Raw genomic sequence first — 18,635 nt, 5'->3', positions numbered from 1 at the left:
AGGGAGGGGGTCGTCGGATCAATTGGCGTCCTGCCGATGCCGGCGCTGGTGCCGGCGTCCGCCGGGATCGGCTTTCCAGACGATGTTCAGGGCGGAGCTTGACGCTCCGTCCGGCGATGGGTCCGGCTGGACAGGGAATATGCGGAGGAAGTCCCTGACGCGGGCGTCGCGCCATTCCGCGCTGGCGGCCAATCCCGCGGCCCGGGCGGATCGGCAAGCGGCGACGGCGGCCCTCACGCCGGTATGGGGATCGGCGGTCAGCAGGTCCTCGGGGCAGCGGGCGCGCAGCGCCTCCACCACCTCGGCAGGAGGCACCGGCCCGTTGGTCAACCATGCCTCGGAGCGGGCGAACCCGTCCTGGCGGAAAAGTTCGGTCATGTAGCGGGTCGCCGAATGCAGCACGGGCGCTCGGCCGGGAATCACGCCGATCATCGGCAGGAGCGGCGCCAGGGACGGCAAGGCGTGGTTGGCGACGATCCGCATCCCCCAATAAGCGTCGGCGATCTCGGCGAAATGCTCGGCACCGCGAACCGCTTCCAGCCCGGCCTCTTCCAGGGGAAGGATTTCCACCTTGGGCTTGGTCACGGTCACCGTGTCGTTGGCGACGTCCACATAGAGCCCGCCGAACTGAAGGGCGGTCTGGAAGTATCGGCCCCGCAGGGCGCCCCAGACGCAGCGGCCGGCGCCTCCGGCAGCCAGGAAGGCGCTCAGGGCCCGGGCGCCGCGGTGATCGGGTTTCGCCAGCACGCCGCCGAGCCGGCCCAGCACGTCCTGGGTTATCTCCCGGCAGCAGCCGAGCGGATAGGGTTTGCCGTATCGCGCCCCCATCGCCGGACCCAGAAGCCGATCCGTTTCCGCACGCAGATCCAGGAACAACTCCTCCAGGGCCTCGGACGCGGGCAGGAGGAAACGCGCGGTGAGGGCGGCGTCGCGCCGGGTAACCGGGGCGGGCTGCTGCGGAAGGAGGCGTGTGGTCATGGGGTCGGTTCGATGGTCCCTTGCTGCGGGGCGGGTCAGTCCTCGACCTTCTCGTCGCCCCGCTCGTCGCCGAACAGAGCCTTGTGGGTGACCGGGTCGTAGTAGCTCATGAGCTGCTTGACGAAGGCTTGGGTATCGGCGACGCCCAGCGCCTGGGCGAAGGCTTCGTAGCGGTCCGGCTGGATACGCAGCTTGCCCGCCTCGATCTGCGCGATGGTCGTGTAGTAGTAGACCCCCGCTGCCTGGGCGAGTTGGCGCTGTGAGAGACCCGCTGCCCTGCGGAGCGACTTGATCCAGAGGCCAGCCTCCTTGCGGAGGTCGCCCGCGTCATGGGCCACGTTCGGTTGAGGAGGAGGAACCATGGCAAAGGGCTTACTCTCAGAGGAATTGAGGAAGGTCAGGCTGCAAGCGCATTCATGGCTATGGAAATCCTGGGTTCCGCCCCATCGTTCGGCTCCACCCGATGCTCAAGCCAGTTCGGAAACACGATCAGTTGACTTGGCCCCGGACGTACCGACACATCACCACCGCAATGAATCCCCTTCCCATTGAAAGGTGTGAGCACCACACCTGGGCGGGGGTCCCGGAAGACTATCGGGCCGGCACCTTCCGGCACTTGAAGGTAAAAGCATCCGCACAGCAGGACCCCGGGATGCGCATGTAGAGTGTTGAATCCTCCGGGATCATGAAGGTTAACCCATGCTTCCAGACGGAACCGTACGTCCGAGGAGAGTTGCATGTCTCGGAAGGCATGGCTGAAGCCTGCGCTCGCGGCCTCCTTGAGCGACGCAAACGCGCTTTCGGAGAAAAGTGACTTCTGGCTATTCCATCCCTTGCGGTTGGAACGACCTGCCGGAACAGGATCAGCATGCCGCCATGCGAGGATTTGCTCCTGCCAAGCATCGAACCGCGGCAACAGCTCCTCCAGATTGAATATCCAGAGACGTGTCGGAAAGAGATCCTTGTGCACGACTTGCATGATTGGCCTTCGTGAAAAAGGGCCCCGTCTTCACGAGGCCCTTTCAGTTCCGGATCTGAAAGGGCGCTGCAATTGTTCTTTCACAGCGCCCTTCCCGATGATCAGATTAGTCGTTCAGGAAGCTCAGAGAAGCTGCCTTGGCGAGTGCATCCACGTCGGTGATGCCGACCAGCTTGACCAGCATGTCAGACGCCTCGAAGTTGCCGTTCACTGTGCCGCCGGTCTCGTTCTCGGCGTAAATATAGCTGTCATTGCCATACTTGAAGACGACAGCCTTTTCCGTCAGTGCAGACACGGTGTTCAGGGCCGCACCCAGGCTCGTAGGCGCGCTGTTGAACGTGTACGCCACGAACTTGGTGGCAGAGGTCTGGAACCCGTCGGTGCTCCAGTACTCGTCCCCTGGGAGATCATCGCCTTCGGCATCCAGGTTAACGTACTCACCAAAGTTTAGCTTAAACCTATCCGAACCCACGGCGAAGTCGGTCCCGTCCTCGTTCATGACCAGCTTGAAGCCGGTTATGGTGTCCATCTTGTCCAGGCTGGCATTGCCGGCACGGGAAGAGATGGTGAGGTCGTCGATGCCGCTGCCCAGCTTGATGTTTTCTTTGACAGACGCCTCGCCATTGAACGAGAGCCCGCCGAACGGTGTGCCATCCGAGTCGGTGCCGCCCAGTTGCGAGGCGTCGATCGAGGTGAGCTTACCATCCTGGTTGTCTACCCATGCCGAACCAGTGCCTTTGATGGTCAGGCTGGTAAAGCCTGTCCCGGCATCGGCAGACTGCACCCAAGCCTGTGCCACATGGGAGATCTCGGTTTCGGCATCGACGGTGCTCACAAGGTTGATAGTAGCGCTGTCGATATCGCTCTTGATGGAGGTGGTGTTGCCTTCAACGTTGCCGATGACAGCCGCAACCATACCGCCTTCAGTGGTGGCTTCCACGGTCAGGTTCACGGACTTGGCAAAAACACCAATGCCTGAGACGCTGTCCTGAACCTTCAAGTTCAGCACGCCCGCCGCGGCATTGTAGTCAATAGCATCGGTGTCGTAGCCTTCGGCGAAGACGTGAGCTAGGCCGAAAGATCCCGGGCCGAAACCCTCATTGCCGTAGACGACGATAGTCTGGTCGGCCGACACGTTCTTGACGTAGGAGGCGACAGACACTCCTTCGTTGCCATCGCCGATGTACTGACCGGTCACTTCGATCTGCGAGAAGTTCCTGAGTTCAGCCGCATCGAGTGCCACTTCCTCGGTGCCGATGGGGCCTACGAACCGCAGGTGTTCAAAGGTGGTCAGGTTCGCGAGTCGATCATAGTCGCCCGAGTTAACCATCGCCGACGCCCCGACCACGATGGTGTCAATCCCTTCGCCGCCGTCCAGAACATCCTTGTCGGTCAGCGAACGATAGCCTTCATGGTCAGCGTCCATGACGTGGACGATATCGTTGCCCTCGCCGGCATTGACGGTAATGGTCTTGTAACCAGAACCGATCGTCACGTTGTCATTGCCCTTTCCGACACTGACGTCGACCGTTCCGCTACGCCCCAGAATGCTGACGGTGTCGATACCGTCGCCGCTGATCACTTCCAGCTTGGCGTCAACATCGGCATTAGCACCGACCACGAAGGTGTTATCGCCGTGGCCACCATCCACCTTGGTCGTACCGGAGCCGGTGGTGTTGACGGTAATCAGATCGTCGCCGTTGGCGGTGTAAACAAAAGCGTCTTTCGCAGCGACAGTGCTGGTCGCCTTGGCCGTCGCAAAACCGATCGAAACGTCATCGTTCCCGGAACCGGTCGTGATGCTCGACACGGTGGGGGCGCCGGCGTAGGTGATCCCGCCAGTGCTTTCGCCGGCGGCGAGGGTGGTGATTGCGCCGGTGACGTTCAGGGAAGTGTCGACCGAGGTGTTGACCGTCAGCGTGCTCAGGTCCTTGCCGCTCGCATCCTTGCCAACCGTCACACCCAGCGTGAGGGAGGCTTCGTCCTCACCCTCTTCCGTCGGGGCGAGCGAACCGGAAATCGCGACGTTGTTCAGCGCGGCGCCGTCGACCGACAGTCGGGAGACGTTGTTACCGTCACCAATGACATTGTCGAGAGCGATCGAAACCGAAGCAGCGGTCGCAGCCGCGGACACCTTCAGGTTCGCGGCGGCGTCGGCGACAACGCCCTTGAAGCCCGCCGTGGTGCTGGACGCCAGCTTGGTGACATTATTCGCGGCGTCGATCTGCCAGATCTGCTGGGCGCCGACGAAACGGGAAGCGTCAACGGTGCCACCGGTCCCGCCCAGCTTACCGCCGTCGCTGACCAGGTTGATGATCTCGACGTTCTTGATCGAGGCGGAAACCGGAAGTCCGGAATTGGCACCGCCCATCGAAATGTTCAGGGTGTCGACACCGTTGCCGCCGTCGATGCTGTCCAGGGCGTTCAGCGTGTTGATGCCGTCGATGTTCAGCAGGCCATTGATCGTGTCAGTACCGTCATTGCCGACAAAGGTATCCACACTCTGAGTGAGCGTGAAGGTCTGACCAACGGGCTCCGGCTGAGGCTGGGCCGGCATACGGTCGAACAGACCACCCGTGTAGCTTTCCTCGCCCTTGGCGGCGTTGTCCAGGAAGACGTAGGTTGCGGTGGTGGTCTTGATCTTGAACTCGGCCGATTCGGAGAAGCCGGCCAGGATCTGAGCGGCGCTCAGGCCGGAGTTCGTCCAGCCCACCAGTCCGCCGGCGTCCGGAGCACGGCCCAGCACGTTGTAGTACAGTGAGGTGACGAACGCCTCGCTGACGTTGCTGCTGCCGTAGCGGTTGGTGAACTCCGGGGAATTGGCGAAGCCGTCGGCGATCTCGCCCATCGACTTGCCGGAGCTGACCCAGTACTTCAGACCGCCCTCGTCGGGAACGCGACCGAAAGCCGCCTGGTACAGGCGGACGACCGCGTGAACGTGCTGAGCCTCGGCCGAGTTGAGGAACGCCACCTTGACCTGCTCGATGTTCAGAGCGCCCGAGTTGAGCGGCGCTTCCCAGCTGGCGACTTCGGCGGCGGACGGGATCCGCTGGAGAATGTGCTCGTAGAAAAAGTTGATAGTTTCAGAATTAGCCACGATTGAGCCTCTTAGAGACAGTTTTGGTAAAGCTTTACCGGAAGGACCCGGGGAGGGTCTTCATCTCCACTCCCCCACACCCGCGGTCGACATCGATGCGGGGGAGGCAGGGATCATCCAGGCGGGGGTCAGTTTCGCCGCGCGGATGTCGAAGGCGGTGTCGGCATAGCCGCCTTGGAGATCCGCACGAGGGAACGCACCGTCAGTGAGTGTGAAGGTCTGGCCGACGGGCTGCGACTGGGGCTGCGGGCCGTACTCGAACAGGTTGCCGCTGCAGTCCTCGCTGCGCTTGGCGGCGTTCAGGCCGGAGGTCGTCCAGTGCGCCAGGCCACCCGCATCCGGGACGCGCCCCAGAACCTGGAAGTACGCCGAGGTTACGAACGCCTGGGTGACATCCTTGCTGCCGTAGCGGTCCATGAACTCCCGAGAGTTGACGAAACCGTCGGCGATCCGCTCCATCGACAGGCCGGAGTTGACGTCCGGAACGCGACCGAAGGCCGCCTGATACAGACGGATCACGCTGTTGACGTTCTGAGCCTCTAGCGAGTTGTTAAAGCTCTCACGGACCCGATCGAGCGTCAGAGCTCCCGAGTTAACCGGCGTAGTCCAGCTGTTGACTTCGATGTCGGAGTGGATGCGCTGGAGAATAGTCTCGTAGCACGTGTTGATGCTGGTCTTGGTTTCGTCGAGTGTTGCCACGATTTCGCCTCTTAGAGACAGGCTGGGTAATGCTCTAGCAGGAAGACCCAAGGGCGGGTCCCCAATCTCCACTCCCCCGCACCCGTCACTTCAGTACGGGAGAGGCAGCGATCCGTAAGGTTTTTGGTTTTACCGTACGGATATCGAAGGCGGCGCACGGATCGTCGCCTTTGATATTCGCGCGGATCGAGGCGTTTCGGTCGGATTAGAGCACTGCGACCTTTGAAAGAGGGGTATTTGATTTACAGTGAAGGTGTGTGACTTCAGTTCCTCAGGTACAACGCTGTCGTTTGACCATGAATTGAATGCTGTTCTATCGACGATTTACTAATTTTTTGTTTACGATGATTGGAGCGGATTTGATGTTTATTGTTTAACTTAAGTAATACACGTTATTATAAAAGTCATATCCGCACTATGCATCACAAGCACTCTGGTTTGCGATTTGACCTCCGTGGTTTCCTGATCGGCGATGGAGAAGTCTTGGGCGGGTTTCCTTCATCGAGGTGTCCCAATCAGGTCTCTTTTGCTCTTCCGACCTAACAGGTTAACCCGTATGTGAGGAAACCATATCGGAGTAGGTAAGGATGCTCAAGCCCCAAAGTGAAATTCTTGTCAGCAAGTCGCTTATATGTGGCTCCAGAACCACAACTAGTTAACGAACATAAAGATGTTCCTCACCTTTTGACTGCATTCGAGATGTTTCTGTGTCAGAAATTCCTAAGGAAACAATGTTTCTTCGCGGGTTGTCCGCTGTAAAATTCTTCGGTGCTTTGGGAATGGGCAAGCAAGGAGTAAGACTGAACATGTACAGAGATGCGTTCAAAAGACAAAGCTTCAGGTAGATCAATGAGCAATGCGCTTTCGATCGCAGGTCGGGTATAGCGGAGCGGCACCCGGCATCGGCGCGACTGCTTGTCGGGTGCCGCTCCGCTATACCCGACCTACAGGGGCTGGAGCATTGATTGGCCCGATACTGAATGCGATCAGCATCGTATTGGTACCGGGTGCCTGATTTGCTTTCTTCGCCGAGGATGTCTGCCAAAAAAAGGCGGTTCGATGTTTCCTGTGGATTTCGAGAACTTTTCAGGGTGAGGAGACCGAAGGATCGCCATGTGCCACGTCGCGCTGTTCGGCGCGCGGGAGCACACGGGCTCCGGCCGATATCGAATCCGCAGGAATCATGGCAGCGCCGGCTTCGGCCGGCTCAGTCGGGATGGAACAGGATCTCGTACGTCACGGGATCGTAATGCTTCATGATCTCCCGGACGAATTCCTGCGGCGTCAAGCCCATGACCGCGGCCCAGGCCCGGTAGGATTCAGGGGGTATCCTGCCCCGGCCCGACTCGATCATCGAAATCATGGTGTAGTTCTCCAGCCCCACGGCCTCGGCGACCTGCAGCTGCGTCAGGCCCCGGTGCAGCCGGCACTGCTTCAGCCAGGCGCCGCCCGCCTTCCGCAGGTCCTTCATTCGAGTGCCGCCGCCGTGCTGGGGATGGGCATACATGATCGTTGTTCTCTGCCCGGGCCGTGTTGACCGTGATCGGATCGCCGGGGCAGTCTAAAACGATAGGGCTACCGAAACAACCTTCAGGTGATTCGCTCCGGTGCCCGACTCAACAGGCCGCTCAGCGCAGCCAGCCCCGCTTCTCGATCATTTCCTCGGTGCGCCGGGCCACCGTCCGCATGTCGGCGCCCTCCGCCCGCCAGTGGGCTCGGGCGCGGGCCAGCTCGTCCAGATGGTCTTCCCAGTCCGGCTGGAACAGGTCTTCCAGGTAGCGGCGGAGGCGCTGCGCCAGGCCGGGGCTCTTGCCGCCGGTCGAGATGGAGAGCAGCAGGTCGCCGCGGCGGACCTGGGACGGCGTGTGGAAGTCGCACAGGTGCTTGACGTCCTCCACATTGACCAGGCGGCCGAGCGCCCGGCAGCGCGCGGCCAGGTCGGCCGCGGCGCCGGGATCGAGGTCGACGATGTAGATCACCTGGAAGGCGGCCAGGTCGCCGTCGGTCGGCAGGCGGCGAATCAGCCGCTCGCCGGCCAGCGCCGCCAGGGGCGCGTCGGGCGCTTCGGAGAAGACGGTCAGCCGCCTCGCCCCGGCCTGGTCCAGCTGCTGCAGCCGCTTGGCCGCCAGTTGCCCGGTGCCGACCAGAGCGACCGAGACGTGATCCAGGTCCAGGACGATGGGAAACACTAGTCGGCCTCCACCAGGTCGCCAGCATTGCCCTCGGCGGCGGCGGCGTCGGGCTTGACCAGGGCGGTCGCCCGCTCCAGGCCGAGGCGGTTCAGGAAGTCGCCGAAGCCTTCCCCCTGGTCGCGCTGGGCCGCGAACTCGGCGAACAGCGGGGCCAGGGTCTCCGGCACGTCGTCCTCGGGAACACGGTCGAGCAGCTTCCAATTCAACCGGGTGCACTCGAAATCACCGCCGACATAGAGCGAGAAATGGCCGGGCATGCGGCCGACCAGCCCGATGTCGCCGGCATAGGGCCGGGCGCAGCCGTTGGGGCAGCCGGTGATGCGGATGCTCAGCCGTTCCTGGGCGAGGCCGTAGCGGGCCATGACCTCGGCGATGCGGTCGATCATCGGGGTGCGGATCCGCTCCGCCTCGGTCAGCGCCAGGCCGCAGGTCGGCAGCGCCGGGCAGGCCAGCGACCAGCGGTGGACCGGCAGCAACTCCTCGGCGAACCGGACGCCGTGGGCGCGCAGCGTCTCCTCGATGCCGGCGCGGTCCTCGTCCCGGATGTCGGCCAGGATCAGGTCCTGGGTCGGCATCAGCACCAATGCTGGCTCGAACCGGGCCGCGACCTCGCGCAGCGCCGTGCGCAGCTTGACCGGGTCGGTGTCCTGGATGCGGCCGCTGGGGATCGCGAGGCCCAGGTACCACAGCCCGTCGCCCTGCTCGTGCCAGCCGAGATGGTCGGCGACCTGGAACGGCGGCATCGGGCGCGGATCTTCCAGGGCGCGGCCCAGGACGCGCTCCATCTCCGACTTGAACCAGGGCAGGCCGCGCTCGTCGATGGTGTATTTCAGGCGGGCGTGGCGGCGGTTGGTTCGGTCGCCATGGTCGCGCTGGACGATGACCACGGCCTCGACAGCCTTGATCAGGTCGTCGGGCTCGACGAAGGCGACGAAGCTGGCGAGCCTCGGATAGGTCTTCGGCTTGTTGTGGGTCATGCCCAGGCCGCCGCCGACCGCGAAATTGTACCCGACCAGGGTGTCGCCCTCGTACAATGCCACGATGCCGAGGTCGTTGGTCAGCACGTCGACCGAATTGTCCTCCGGCACGCCGAGGCCGATCTTGAACTTCCGGGGCAGGTATGTCGTGCCGTAGATCGGCTCGATCTCGGGCTCGCCCAGCAACTGCTCGCCGTCCAGCCAGATCTCGTGGTAGGCCCGGGTATGCGGCAGCAGATGGTCGGATATGCGCTTGGCATCCGCCGCCAGACGCTCGGTGACCGGGCTGCGCACGGGAGCGGGCATGGCCGTGACGTTGCGGACCACGTCGCCGCACGCGCCCAGCGTGGTGATCATGGTGGCGTTGATGTCGGCGATCGTGCCCTTGAGGTCGGACTTGACGACGCCGTGGAACTGGATCGCCTGCCGGGTCGTGATCCGGATCGTATGGTTGGCGCGGCGATCGGCAAGGGCGTCCAGGTCCAGGTACTGCCGGGAGGTCAGGCGGCCGGCAGGGATGCGGGCGCGGACCATGAACTCCCACTTCTTCTCCGCCTTGGCCTGCTTCAGCTCGGTCGCGGAGTCGCGGTCGTATCCCTGATAGGTCCCGTGGAATTTCAGCAGGTTATATTCGTCCTCGGTGAATTTCACGAGGTCGCTGTTCAACGTCTCAGCGATGCTGCCGCGCAGCAGCGCGCTCGCCTGCTTGACGCCTTCGACCTGCGAAAGCTTCGGGGTCGGGGCGGGCTTCTTCGCGGGGAGGTCTTGGGACTGTGACATGGCGACTGACGCTTTAATCCATGCATGAGGGGCGGTATCGGGGCCGTGCGAGCATATAAGGTGCATAAATTTTCCAATTCAACACAGAATTTCCGTGTAGATATGCTGAATGACTCAATGCCGCATGTTAAAAGCGTTGCGGGCTTTCTCCAGACTCGCTAACGTGCAATAGCTAGAGTAAATACATCAACATTTTGTGGATTGTGTTTCGGACATGGACGGACTGGCGAGAACACATTTGGCGGACGGGCTCGATGCGCTCCAGCTGCGCTATGGTGGCCTGTCCGGGGCCGAACTGCTTCGGCCGCTCGTGCGGGACGAATTCCGCGGGCGGATCGCCCTGGTCTCCTCCTTCGGGACGGAAGCCGCCGTGCTGCTGGCCCTGGCGGCCGAGGTGGATCCGGGTATCCCCGTGATCTTCCTGGACACCGGCAAGCTGTTCGGCGAGACCCTGCGCTACCGCGACACGCTGATCAAGCGGCTCGGCCTGACCGACGTCCGCACGATCGAGCCCGACCCGGCCGAGCTGAAGGCGGCGGACCCGGAAGGGCTGCTGTGGCAGTCGTCGCCGGACGCCTGCTGCCACGTCCGCAAGACGATCCCGCTGGACCGCGCGCTGCGCGGCTTCGACGCCTGGATCACCGGCCGCAAGCGCTTCCAGGCGACTACCCGCGCGGCCCTGGACGCGGTCGAGCGGGACGACGACGGCCGCTTCAAGGTCAACCCGCTGGCGACCTGGTCCCGCGACATGATCCAGGCGGAGTTCGACCGCCGCGACCTGCCGCGCCACCCGCTGGAGGCCGACGGCTTCCTGTCGATCGGCTGCATGCCCTGCACCGACCGGGTCGCTCCCGGCCAGGACCCGCGCTCCGGCCGCTGGGCCGGGCTGAACAAGACGGAATGCGGCATCCACCTGGGCGCCGTGCCGCGCAACGTATCCTTCATCTGACACCGCCCGTTACCCAGCGGGCCATTTTGATTGTGGTGGAACTTCGGACGATGACCGACCTCGACCAACTGGAAAGCCAGAGCGTCTATATCCTGCGCGAGGCGTTCAACCGGATCGACCGCCTCGCCGCGCTGTGGTCGATCGGCAAGGACAGCAACGTGCTGCTGTGGCTGGCGCGCAAGGCCTTCTTCGGCAAGGTGCCGTTCCCCGTGGTGCAGCTCGACACCGGCATGGAACTGCCGGAGGTCTACGAGTTCCGCGACATGGTCACGCGCGACTGGGGCCTGGACCTGGTGATCGAGCAGTGCCCGCCGGAAAGCGAGATGGACCCGACGCTGCCGCCGGCCACCCGCGCCGCCGCCCGCAAGACCGAGGGGCTGAAGAACCTGCTCCGCCGCGAGCAGTACCAGGGCATCATGGTCGGCATCCGCCGCGACGAGCAGGCGACCCGCGCCAAGGAGCGGGTGTTCAGCCCGCGCGCGCTGGACGGCGCCTGGGACTTCAAGGACCAGCCGGCGGAGTTCTGGGACCACTACAAGACCCGGTTCGCCGAGGGCACCCATGTGCGCATCCACCCGCTGCTGCACTGGACCGAGCTGGACATCTGGCGCTATTCCAAGCGCGAGGAGATCCCCATCGTGCCGCTGTACTTCGCCCGCGAGGGCAAGCGGTACCGGTCGCTGGGCGAGAAGAACATCACCTTCCCGGTGGACAGCAGCGCCGCGAGCATCGACGAGATCATCTCCGAGCTGGAAGTGACCCGCACGCCCGAGCGGGCCGGCCGGTCGATGGACAATGAAACCGAGGACGCCTTCGAGCGCCTGCGCAGTTCCGGTTACATGTGAGATGAGCCCCTTGATTCCCGCATCCCAGCGCCGCCAGGCGCGCATCGTCATCGTCGGCCACGTCGACCATGGCAAGTCCACCCTGATCGGCAGGCTGCTGAACGACACCGGCAGCCTGCCCGACGGCAAGGTCGAGGCGGTCCGCGAGATGAGCCGCCGGCGCGGCATGCCGTTCGAGTGGTCGTTCGTGATGGACGCGCTCCAGGCCGAGCGCGACCAGGGCATCACCATCGACACGACGCAGATCCATTTCAAGACGGAACGCCGTCCCTACGTGATCATCGACGCGCCGGGCCACACCGAGTTCCTGAAGAACATGGTGACCGGCGCGTCCAGCGCCGACGCGGCCCTGCTGGTGATCGACGCCGGCGAGGGCGCCCTGGAGCAGTCGCGCCGCCACGCCTACCTGCTGCACCTGCTGGGGGTGAAACAGGTCGCCGTGATCGTCAACAAGATGGACATGGTGGATTTCTCGCAGGCGCGGTTCGACCATGTCGCGGCCGAGATCCGGGCCTACCTGAACGGGATCGGCGTGGCGCCGGGCGTGATCCTGCCGGTCTCCGCCCGCCACGGCGACAACATCGCGTCGCGCAGCGGGAACCTGGCCTGGTATGACGGGCCGACCGTGATCGAGGCGCTGGACGGCTTCCTGCCGGCGGCGCCGGAGGACGAGCTGCCGCTGCGCCTGCCGATCCAGGACGTCTACAAGCCGGACGAGCGCCGCATCCTGGCGGGCCGGATCGAGACCGGCCGGCTGCGGGTCGGCGACACCCTGCATTTCGCGCCGAACAACCGCACCGCCAAGGTCGTCGGCATCGAGGCGTGGAACGCGGCGCCCGCGATCAGCGCCGCGGCGGGCCAGTCGGTCGGGATCACGCTGGACCAGCGCATCTTCGTCGAGCGCGGCCACATCGCCAGCCTTCCGGCGGAGCGGCCGGTCGAGGCCCACCGGCTGACCGTGCGGCTGTTCTGGCTGGCCTCCAAGCCGCTGGAGACCGGCCGGGCCTATACGCTCAAGCTGGCGACCGCCGAGCACCGCGTGACGGTGGAGAAGATCGTCGAGGTGGTGGACATCGACGACCTGGGCGTGGCGGCCGCCGACCGGGTCGGCCGCAACGAGATCGCCAACGTGGTGCTGCACAGCCGGAGCCTGGTGGCGGTGGACCTGGCAATCGACCTGCCCCGCACCGGCCGCGGGGTGCTTCTGGACGGCCACGACGTGGTCGGCGGGTTCATCGTGACGGGGGCCGACGCGGTCGCCGAGCGGAACCTCCAGCGGGTCGAGCATGCGGTGAGCCCGGACGAGCGGGCGCTGTCCAACGGCCACCGGGGCGCCGTGCTGTGGCTGACCGGCCTGTCCGGGGCCGGCAAGTCGACGCTGGCCATGGGACTGGAACGGACGCTGTTCGAGCGCGGCCGGCAGGTCTACGTCCTGGACGGCGACGGCGTGCGGCAGGGGCTGAACGGCGACCTGGGGTTCTCGCCCGCCGACCGGTCGGAGAATATCCGCAGGGTCGCCGAGGCCGCCCGGCTGTTCGCCGAGGCCGGCATGATCGTGGTGACGGCGCTGATCTCGCCCACCCGGCAGGACCGGGCGCGCGCCCGGGCGATCGGCGGCGACCTGTTCCACGAGATCCACGTCAAGGCCGACCTGGACACCTGCGAGCAGCGCGATCCCAAGGGACTGTACCGCAAGGCGCGGGCCGGCGAGATCCCGGAATTCACCGGCGTCTCCGCCCCCTACGAGGAGCCGCAGGCCGCCGAGCTGGTGGTCGAGACGGGACGGCTGGGCATCGAGGAGGCTGTGGGCGAGCTGGTCGGCTATGCCGAGCGGGTCACCGGGCTGAAATACCCCAGCGACGCGGTCCAAGGCCGCGGCGAGGGTATCTGAGCACGGCGAGGCCGGGGATCCGGGCGGGGCGCGCCGGTCAACGCCCTGCCCGTTTCCGTTAGAGAAGTGCCCGGCCAGGCTGATCGGGCCGGGACAGCCCAACGCAACGCGGCGAGTGGAACGGCAGGCCGCGTGGACCGGAGCGGTTCAACCTGATCGGACACCACCCTAGAAGCCGTAGCGCGCGGTGAGAACGAGTTCGTGGACGTTCAGATCCTCGTCGATCGAGCCGGTCGCCGCCGTCGTCGAGCTTGCCCTCACCTTGCCGAGCTGGGCATAGCGGTAGCCCAGGTCTACGGCGAACTCCTGGGTCATCTGGTAGCCCACGCCGGCCATGCCCTGCCAGGCGAACCGGGTCCGGTCCGAGCCGCTTATGCTGGCGACGGTGCCGCCAGCACCGGGAATGATCTGGTCGTTGACGCTGGTCCGGCTGAAGCCGACGCCGGCGCCCACATAGGGCTTGAAGCCGCCCGGCAGCTGGACGACCGGGATCTGGTCGAAGTCGTAATAGGCGTTGAGCATGAAGCTGCGGTTGTCGACCCCGGAGTCGAAGCTGCTGAAGCTGCTCCCCTCGACGACGTAGCGGTCGCGCCAATCCACCGTGATGTCCGCCCGGAAGTTCGGATCGAAACGGTAGCCGACGCCAAGGCCCCAAAGGGGCGAGTAATCGATGTCGTCGTTTGCTGACCAGGAATAGCCGAGACTGCCTCGGATATAGAATCCGGGGTCAGCTTCGAAGTAATTCTGGTTTGCCTGGGGCGTCTGTGGATTCGTCTGCGCATGGCCGCTTGCCGCGAATGAGGACATGGCAATAGCAGCAGCAGAAGCAAAGAGAGCCGTTTTGATCATGATTCCGAATTCCAATACTACGGTACGGCCTGCCAGTTGTCTTTGAATTTCAGGATTTCAAGAATCAAAATTTTTCGGGCAAGCAGTTCCAGAATAGATCCTGGATTTCTGCAGGTTCTCTGATGGCAGGAAACGAAACTTATGGCTTCCGTTGACGATGCTTGGGACACATCAGGCATGGGGAGCTTCGAATAACATTGGCTACAGATCCGCGCGGACAAGAAAAGGTGATTTCGATTTATCTTTGATGATCGCCGTTCATCCGTGGCCGGAAGAACTCACCTCGCCCGCCAGCGCTGGGTTGAGGCGGAGAAGGCGGCCGGTGGCCAGGGCGTGGAGGAGCTTCACGGCGGCCGAGGCCAGCGTCGTGTCGGCGGCACCGGTGGTCGCGGCGCGGAAAAGATCTGGTCGTGGCTTGAAGATGGCCATGGTCCGGAACTCCCCGGCTGATAGGCCCTATCCAAATGGTCATGGCCGTTGGAGCCAAACCTCACGGCTTTGCGTTACGGTTTCATGATGCGGGACGAAATCTCGACCTTGTTTTCGCATCGATTTAGCCGCTTTTCTTTCGCCGACCCCTGGCGCAAAGTGCGGCGCCCAAGATGCCCGGCGCTCCGGCCAAGGTGGCGGCCGGGGCCAAGGAGATACGACGGCATGACGACCAATCCCTTCGCCAATCCCTTTGCCAAATCCTACGACGGACCGGTCCGCGCGGTCATCCTGGACTGGGCCGGCACCGTGGTGGATTTCGGCAGCCGGGCGCCGATGGGGGTGTTCGTGGCGGCGTTCGGCACGGTCGGCGTCACGATCTCGGCCGCGGAGGCGCGCGTGCCCATGGGGCTGCCCAAGTGGGACCATATCAAGGCAATCGGCGCGCTGCCCGAGGTGGCGAAGCGCTGGCGGGACATCCATGGCCGGCCCATGTCCGACGGCGACGTGGACGACCTCTACGCCCGCTTCCTGCCCATGAACGTCGAGGTGGTCGCCGACCACGCGGCGCTGGTGCCGGGCGCCCGCACCACCATCGCCGACCTGCGCGCCCGCGGCGTGAAGATCGGCTCGACCACCGGCTATTCCCGGCCGATCATGGACGTGCTGATCCCGGCGGCCGCCGCCAACGGCTACGAGCCGGACTGCGTGGTCTGCGCCGGCGACCTGGCCGCCGGGCGGCCGACCCCGCTGATGTGCTACCAGAACATGGTCGAGCTGAACGTCTGGCCGGCCGCCGCCTGCGTCAAGGTGGACGACACCCTTCCCGGAATCGAGGAGGGCCTCCATGCCGGCATGTGGACCGTCGCGGTAGCCCTGACCGGCAACGAGATGGGGCTGGCGGTCGAGGAATTGACGGCGCTGTCGGAAGACGAGTTGAAGGTCAGGCGGACCGCCGCGTATGATCGGTTGCGCGCGGGCGGCGCCCATTATGTGATCGACGGGATCGGACAGCTGATACCCGTGATCGAGGACATCGAGCGCCGCCTCGCCCTGGGGGCTGTTCCGTGATCGAGGCCATGACCGACTCCGTATCCGAGATTTTCGAGCTTTTCCGGGCCTCCGGCGACCAAGCCTATTTCGGCGAGGCGGTCAGCCAGACCGAGCACGCGCTCCAGACCGCGGCACTGGCCGAGCAGTTCGGCGCCCCGCCCCATCTGGTCGTCGCCTCGCTGCTGCACGATATCGGCCACCTGCTCCACGGGCTGGGCGACGGGGTCGCCGACGAGGAGCTGGACGCCCGGCACGAGGCGATCGGCGCGCGATGGCTGGCGGACCGCTTCCCCGAGGACGTCTGCGCGCCGGTGCGGCTGCACGTCGCGGCCAAGCGCTACCTGTGCGCGGTCGAGCCGGCCTACGCCGCCGCCCTGTCGCCCGCCTCGAAGCAGAGCCTGAGGCTCCAGGGGGGACCCCTGAGCGAGGACCAAGCGGCCCGCTTCATCCTGGGCCGCTTCGGTCCCGACGCGGTGCTGGTGCGCCGCTGGGACGACAAGGCCAAGGTCCCGGGGCTGCCGACGCCGGGTCTGGACCATTTCCGGCCGTATCTGGCTGTCTGCGCGATGCGGTCGGACTGATTTTCGTTGTTTAGCCACAGATGCACGCAGAGAGCGCCGGGAGACCGGCAAGGAGTAGCGGGTGAAAGTCCTGTACGGTGAAGGAGTAGCGACCCACACCGGCCCCGAGTCATGCGGCGGCGGTCGCGAGGCCGCCGGCGAAGCGTTGACAGGGGAGCGCATAGGCCAGCCATTGAGCCGCGTAAGAATCTCGATCCCGGATGCCGACAGGGTTCTGTGCCTGGAAGGCGATACGGCGGGGCGCGTCATGCGAGCACCCCGGCGGTCCGGCGTGGTCAGAGACCCTGGCATGTGCGGACGCTCCTTGCGCGGGAACCGGGAGATCTTCGGCGTGACCAGGGGCCGATGGCCGTCTGGTCCGCACCGGGAAGGCGAGGAGCCGTAGCCGGTGACGCACGCGCCGAAGAGGTCAGACCCATCCATAGTACCTGTGAAGCCGGCGAACGCGGACGCGGAGCCGGTGGAGGGAAGGGGTGGGGCCGAGGGGAATGCGTCTCCGCCGCACACGGGCCGGGCTCAGGACCGGGCCCCCGTGCTCTCGGGGCTGGAGCGCATACGTCAAGCGGCACGGGAGCGAAAGGAGGAGCGGTTCACCACCCTTCTGACGCACGTGGATACCGACCTGCTGCGCTTTGCCTATCGGGCATTGAAGCGGGACGCGGCACCGGGTGTGGACGGAATGACGTGGCGGGAGTACGCGGAGGGGCTGGAGGAACGGCTGGCGGACCTGAAGGACCGCGTGCATTCCGGCCGCTACCGGGCGCACCCGTCACGCCGGCATGTCATCCCCAAGCCGGACGGCCGGATGCGGCCGCTCGGGATCGCGGCGCTGGAGGACAAGATCGTCCAGCGGGCGCTGGTGGAGGTGCTGAACGCCATCTACGAGGAAGACTTCCTCGGCTTCTCCTACGGCTTCCGGCCGGGACGGGGGCAGCACGACGCGCTCGACGCGTTGGCGGTGGCGATCGGCGAGTGCCGGGTGAACTGGATCCTGGATGCCGATATCCGGGCGTTCTTCGACAGCATCGACCACACCTGGATGATGCGGTTCCTGGAACACCGGATCGGCGATGCCCGCGTCCTGCGGCTGATCCGCAAGTGGCTGACGGTCGGCGTGGTGGACGAGACGGGGAAACGGCAGCCGGCGACGGCCGGCAGCCCGCAAGGGGCGGTGGCATCGCCACTGCTGGCCAACGTCTATCTCCACTACGTCTACGACCTGTGGGTCCGGCAGTGGCGCCAGCGCCACGCGACCGGGACCATGGTCGTGGTGCGCTACGCCGACGACACCGTCGTCGGGTTCGAGCACCGGTCGGACGCCGAGCGGTTCCTCGCGGACTTGCGGGAGCGCCTGGCGCGGTTCGCCCTGGAACTGAACGCCGACAAGACCCGCCTGATCGAGTTCGGCCGGCAGGCACAGGCCGACCGGGCCAAGCGCGGCGCGGGAAAACCGGAGACCTTCGACTTCCTGGGCTTCACCCACATCTGTGGGCGGTCCCGGCGTGGCGGCTTCCTGCTGCGACGCCAGACCCGGCGCCAGCGCAAGCAGGCCAAGCTCAAGGAAATCAAGGAGGAACTCCGGCGGCGCTGGCACCAGGGCATCCCGGAGCAAGGCCGGTGGCTGGGACAGGTGATGAGCGGCTTCTACGCCTACTTCGCCGTCCCGACCAACTACCGGGCCCTTGCCAACCTGCGCTACCATGTCGGCGTCCTGTGGATGAGGGCGCTGCGTCGGCGCAGCCAGAAGGACAAGACACCGTGGGACAAACTCACGCGCCTTGCCGATCACTGGCTGCCACGGCCGCGCATCATTCATCCCTGGCCCGGAAACCGCTTCCGCGTCAAACACCCAAGGTGGGAGCCGGATGCCTTAATCGGGCACGTCCGGTTCTGTGCGGGGGGCGCCCGGTAACGGGCGTCCCTACCGCGATTGGGCTCAGATGGGTAATGAGGAGCGGGATCGTCTGTCACATGCCGTGCTCGGAGCGGCTTTCGAAGTTTCCAACGTACTCGGCCATGGATTCCTGGAAGTGGTCTACCGGCGGGCACTGGTCGCCGAACTGACCCGCCGGGATATTCCAGCGCGTGAGGAAGTGCCTTTCCCAGTATTTTATAAAGGAGACGAGGTAGGCCGCTACTTCGCGGACATCATGGTGGATGACAGGATGCTCATCGAGCTGAAATGTACCGAAACCCTGTCGCCCGCCCATATCGCCCAAACCCTCAATTACCTGAAGGCAGGCAAAATACCCATCGCCCTGCTCATAAATTTCGGCAAGCCCCGCATCCAGTATCAACGCATCATTCTACAGGGCGCGTAGCGCCCATCTGTGTCC

17 protein-coding genes are annotated in these 18,635 nt (G+C 64.7%); 7 read left to right on the top strand and 10 right to left on the bottom strand.

Annotated elements, in window-relative coordinates; all coding sequences use genetic code 11:
* Positions 1–18 precede the first annotated feature (18 nt).
* The 8 genes from DPR14_RS24950 to DPR14_RS24915 all read right to left on the bottom strand — a co-directional run bounded on the left by DPR14_RS24950 (position 19) and on the right by DPR14_RS24915 (position 9,702).
* Positions 19–978 carry a hypothetical protein gene (locus DPR14_RS24950; protein ID WP_192499155.1) on the bottom strand — a complete coding sequence of 320 codons (960 nt, stop codon included), beginning with the start codon at positions 976–978 and terminating at the stop codon, positions 19–21.
* Positions 979–1,013: 35 nt separating this feature from the next.
* Positions 1,014–1,340 carry a helix-turn-helix domain-containing protein gene (locus tag DPR14_RS24945; protein WP_158047557.1) on the bottom strand — a complete coding sequence of 109 codons (327 nt, stop codon included), beginning with the start codon at positions 1,338–1,340 and terminating at the stop codon, positions 1,014–1,016.
* Between the two features lie 35 nt (positions 1,341–1,375).
* The gene (locus tag DPR14_RS24940) at positions 1,376–1,957 is read right to left on the bottom strand and encodes a TIGR02466 family protein (RefSeq protein WP_158047556.1); all 582 of its coding nucleotides are present in this window, start codon (positions 1,955–1,957) and stop codon (positions 1,376–1,378) included.
* A 106-nt stretch (positions 1,958–2,063) separates the two neighbouring features.
* Positions 2,064–5,054 carry a DUF4214 domain-containing protein gene (locus tag DPR14_RS24935; protein WP_158047555.1) on the bottom strand — a complete coding sequence of 997 codons (2,991 nt, stop codon included), beginning with the start codon at positions 5,052–5,054 and terminating at the stop codon, positions 2,064–2,066.
* 60 nt (positions 5,055–5,114) lie between these two features.
* Positions 5,115–5,753 (bottom strand): DUF4214 domain-containing protein, encoded by a 639-nt coding sequence (locus tag DPR14_RS24930; protein WP_158047554.1) that lies wholly within the window; start codon positions 5,751–5,753, stop codon positions 5,115–5,117.
* A 1,207-nt stretch (positions 5,754–6,960) separates the two neighbouring features.
* Positions 6,961–7,224, bottom strand: coding sequence for a helix-turn-helix domain-containing protein (locus DPR14_RS24925; RefSeq protein WP_211103869.1), 264 nt, complete (start codon positions 7,222–7,224; stop codon positions 6,961–6,963).
* 157 nt (positions 7,225–7,381) lie between these two features.
* On the bottom strand, positions 7,382–7,942 hold the full coding sequence (locus tag DPR14_RS24920) for a precorrin-2 dehydrogenase/sirohydrochlorin ferrochelatase family protein (protein WP_158047552.1): 561 nt from the start codon (positions 7,940–7,942) through the stop codon (positions 7,382–7,384).
* On the bottom strand, positions 7,942–9,702 hold the full coding sequence (locus tag DPR14_RS24915; protein ID WP_158047551.1) for an NADPH-dependent assimilatory sulfite reductase hemoprotein subunit: 1,761 nt from the start codon (positions 9,700–9,702) through the stop codon (positions 7,942–7,944). The genes DPR14_RS24920 and DPR14_RS24915 overlap by 1 nt, the downstream gene beginning before the upstream one ends.
* A gap of 238 nt (positions 9,703–9,940) precedes the next feature.
* On the opposite strand from DPR14_RS24915, the gene DPR14_RS24910 reads away from it, so the two are divergent.
* From DPR14_RS24910 to cysC, 3 genes are read left to right on the top strand one after another with little or no spacing between them, the layout of a single operon-like run.
* Positions 9,941–10,651 (top strand): phosphoadenylyl-sulfate reductase, encoded by a 711-nt coding sequence (locus DPR14_RS24910; protein WP_246148568.1) that lies wholly within the window; start codon positions 9,941–9,943, stop codon positions 10,649–10,651.
* 50 nt (positions 10,652–10,701) lie between these two features.
* Positions 10,702–11,496 carry a sulfate adenylyltransferase subunit CysD gene (gene cysD / locus DPR14_RS24905; protein WP_158047549.1) on the top strand — a complete coding sequence of 265 codons (795 nt, stop codon included), beginning with the start codon at positions 10,702–10,704 and terminating at the stop codon, positions 11,494–11,496.
* A gap of 1 nt (position 11,497) precedes the next feature.
* A complete protein-coding gene (gene cysC / locus DPR14_RS24900; RefSeq protein ID WP_158047548.1) occupies positions 11,498–13,387 on the top strand; it encodes an adenylyl-sulfate kinase in 1,890 nt (629 codons plus the stop codon).
* Between the two features lie 168 nt (positions 13,388–13,555).
* On the opposite strand, the gene DPR14_RS24895 is transcribed toward cysC, so the two are convergent.
* Complete coding sequence (locus tag DPR14_RS24895) at positions 13,556–14,194, bottom strand: outer membrane protein (protein WP_192499154.1); 639 nt, start codon at positions 14,192–14,194, stop codon at positions 13,556–13,558.
* Between the two features lie 300 nt (positions 14,195–14,494).
* Positions 14,495–14,665, bottom strand: coding sequence for a hypothetical protein (locus tag DPR14_RS27590; protein ID WP_192499153.1), 171 nt, complete (start codon positions 14,663–14,665; stop codon positions 14,495–14,497).
* A 225-nt stretch (positions 14,666–14,890) separates the two neighbouring features.
* Here DPR14_RS27590 and phnX point away from each other — a divergent pair, with 225 nt between their 5' ends.
* The 4 genes from phnX to DPR14_RS24870 all read left to right on the top strand — a co-directional run bounded on the left by phnX (position 14,891) and on the right by DPR14_RS24870 (position 18,620).
* Positions 14,891–15,736 (top strand): phosphonoacetaldehyde hydrolase, encoded by an 846-nt coding sequence (gene phnX, locus DPR14_RS24890; protein ID WP_158047546.1) that lies wholly within the window; start codon positions 14,891–14,893, stop codon positions 15,734–15,736.
* 8 nt (positions 15,737–15,744) lie between these two features.
* Positions 15,745–16,299, top strand: a complete 555-nt coding sequence (locus DPR14_RS24885) for a phosphonate degradation HD-domain oxygenase (RefSeq protein WP_158047545.1) — start codon at positions 15,745–15,747, stop codon at positions 16,297–16,299.
* Positions 16,300–16,831: 532 nt separating this feature from the next.
* Complete coding sequence (ltrA, locus tag DPR14_RS24875; protein ID WP_343038679.1) at positions 16,832–18,211, top strand: group II intron reverse transcriptase/maturase; 1,380 nt, start codon at positions 16,832–16,834, stop codon at positions 18,209–18,211.
* A gap of 28 nt (positions 18,212–18,239) precedes the next feature.
* Positions 18,240–18,620 (top strand): GxxExxY protein, encoded by a 381-nt coding sequence (locus DPR14_RS24870; protein ID WP_158047544.1) that lies wholly within the window; start codon positions 18,240–18,242, stop codon positions 18,618–18,620.
* Positions 18,621–18,635 lie beyond the last annotated feature (15 nt).

The organism is Skermanella pratensis, from assembly GCF_008843145.1.
GTDB classification, from domain to species: Bacteria; Pseudomonadota; Alphaproteobacteria; order Azospirillales; family Azospirillaceae; genus Skermanella; species Skermanella pratensis.
Note: the sequence above shows the minus strand (reverse complement) of the source record. Positions and strands in the feature narration are given on the sequence as shown.

Coding starts and splice junctions, on each gene's coding strand:
- DPR14_RS27590 (WP_192499153.1), bottom strand. CDS start 14,665: ATGGCCATCTTCAAGCCACGACCAGATCTTTTCCGCGCCGCGACCACC.
- DPR14_RS24885 (WP_158047545.1), top strand. CDS start 15,745: ATGACCGACTCCGTATCCGAGATTTTCGAGCTTTTCCGGGCCTCCGGC.
- DPR14_RS24940 (WP_158047556.1), bottom strand. CDS start 1,957: ATGCAAGTCGTGCACAAGGATCTCTTTCCGACACGTCTCTGGATATTC.
- DPR14_RS24895 (WP_192499154.1), bottom strand. CDS start 14,194: ATGTCCTCATTCGCGGCAAGCGGCCATGCGCAGACGAATCCACAGACG.
- cysC (WP_158047548.1), top strand. CDS start 11,498: ATGAGCCCCTTGATTCCCGCATCCCAGCGCCGCCAGGCGCGCATCGTC.
- phnX (WP_158047546.1), top strand. CDS start 14,891: ATGACGACCAATCCCTTCGCCAATCCCTTTGCCAAATCCTACGACGGA.
- DPR14_RS24915 (WP_158047551.1), bottom strand. CDS start 9,702: ATGTCACAGTCCCAAGACCTCCCCGCGAAGAAGCCCGCCCCGACCCCG.
- DPR14_RS24945 (WP_158047557.1), bottom strand. CDS start 1,340: ATGGTTCCTCCTCCTCAACCGAACGTGGCCCATGACGCGGGCGACCTC.
- DPR14_RS24870 (WP_158047544.1), top strand. CDS start 18,240: ATGGGTAATGAGGAGCGGGATCGTCTGTCACATGCCGTGCTCGGAGCG.
- DPR14_RS24925 (WP_211103869.1), bottom strand. CDS start 7,224: ATGAAGGACCTGCGGAAGGCGGGCGGCGCCTGGCTGAAGCAGTGCCGG.
- cysD (WP_158047549.1), top strand. CDS start 10,702: ATGACCGACCTCGACCAACTGGAAAGCCAGAGCGTCTATATCCTGCGC.
- DPR14_RS24950 (WP_192499155.1), bottom strand. CDS start 978: ATGACCACACGCCTCCTTCCGCAGCAGCCCGCCCCGGTTACCCGGCGC.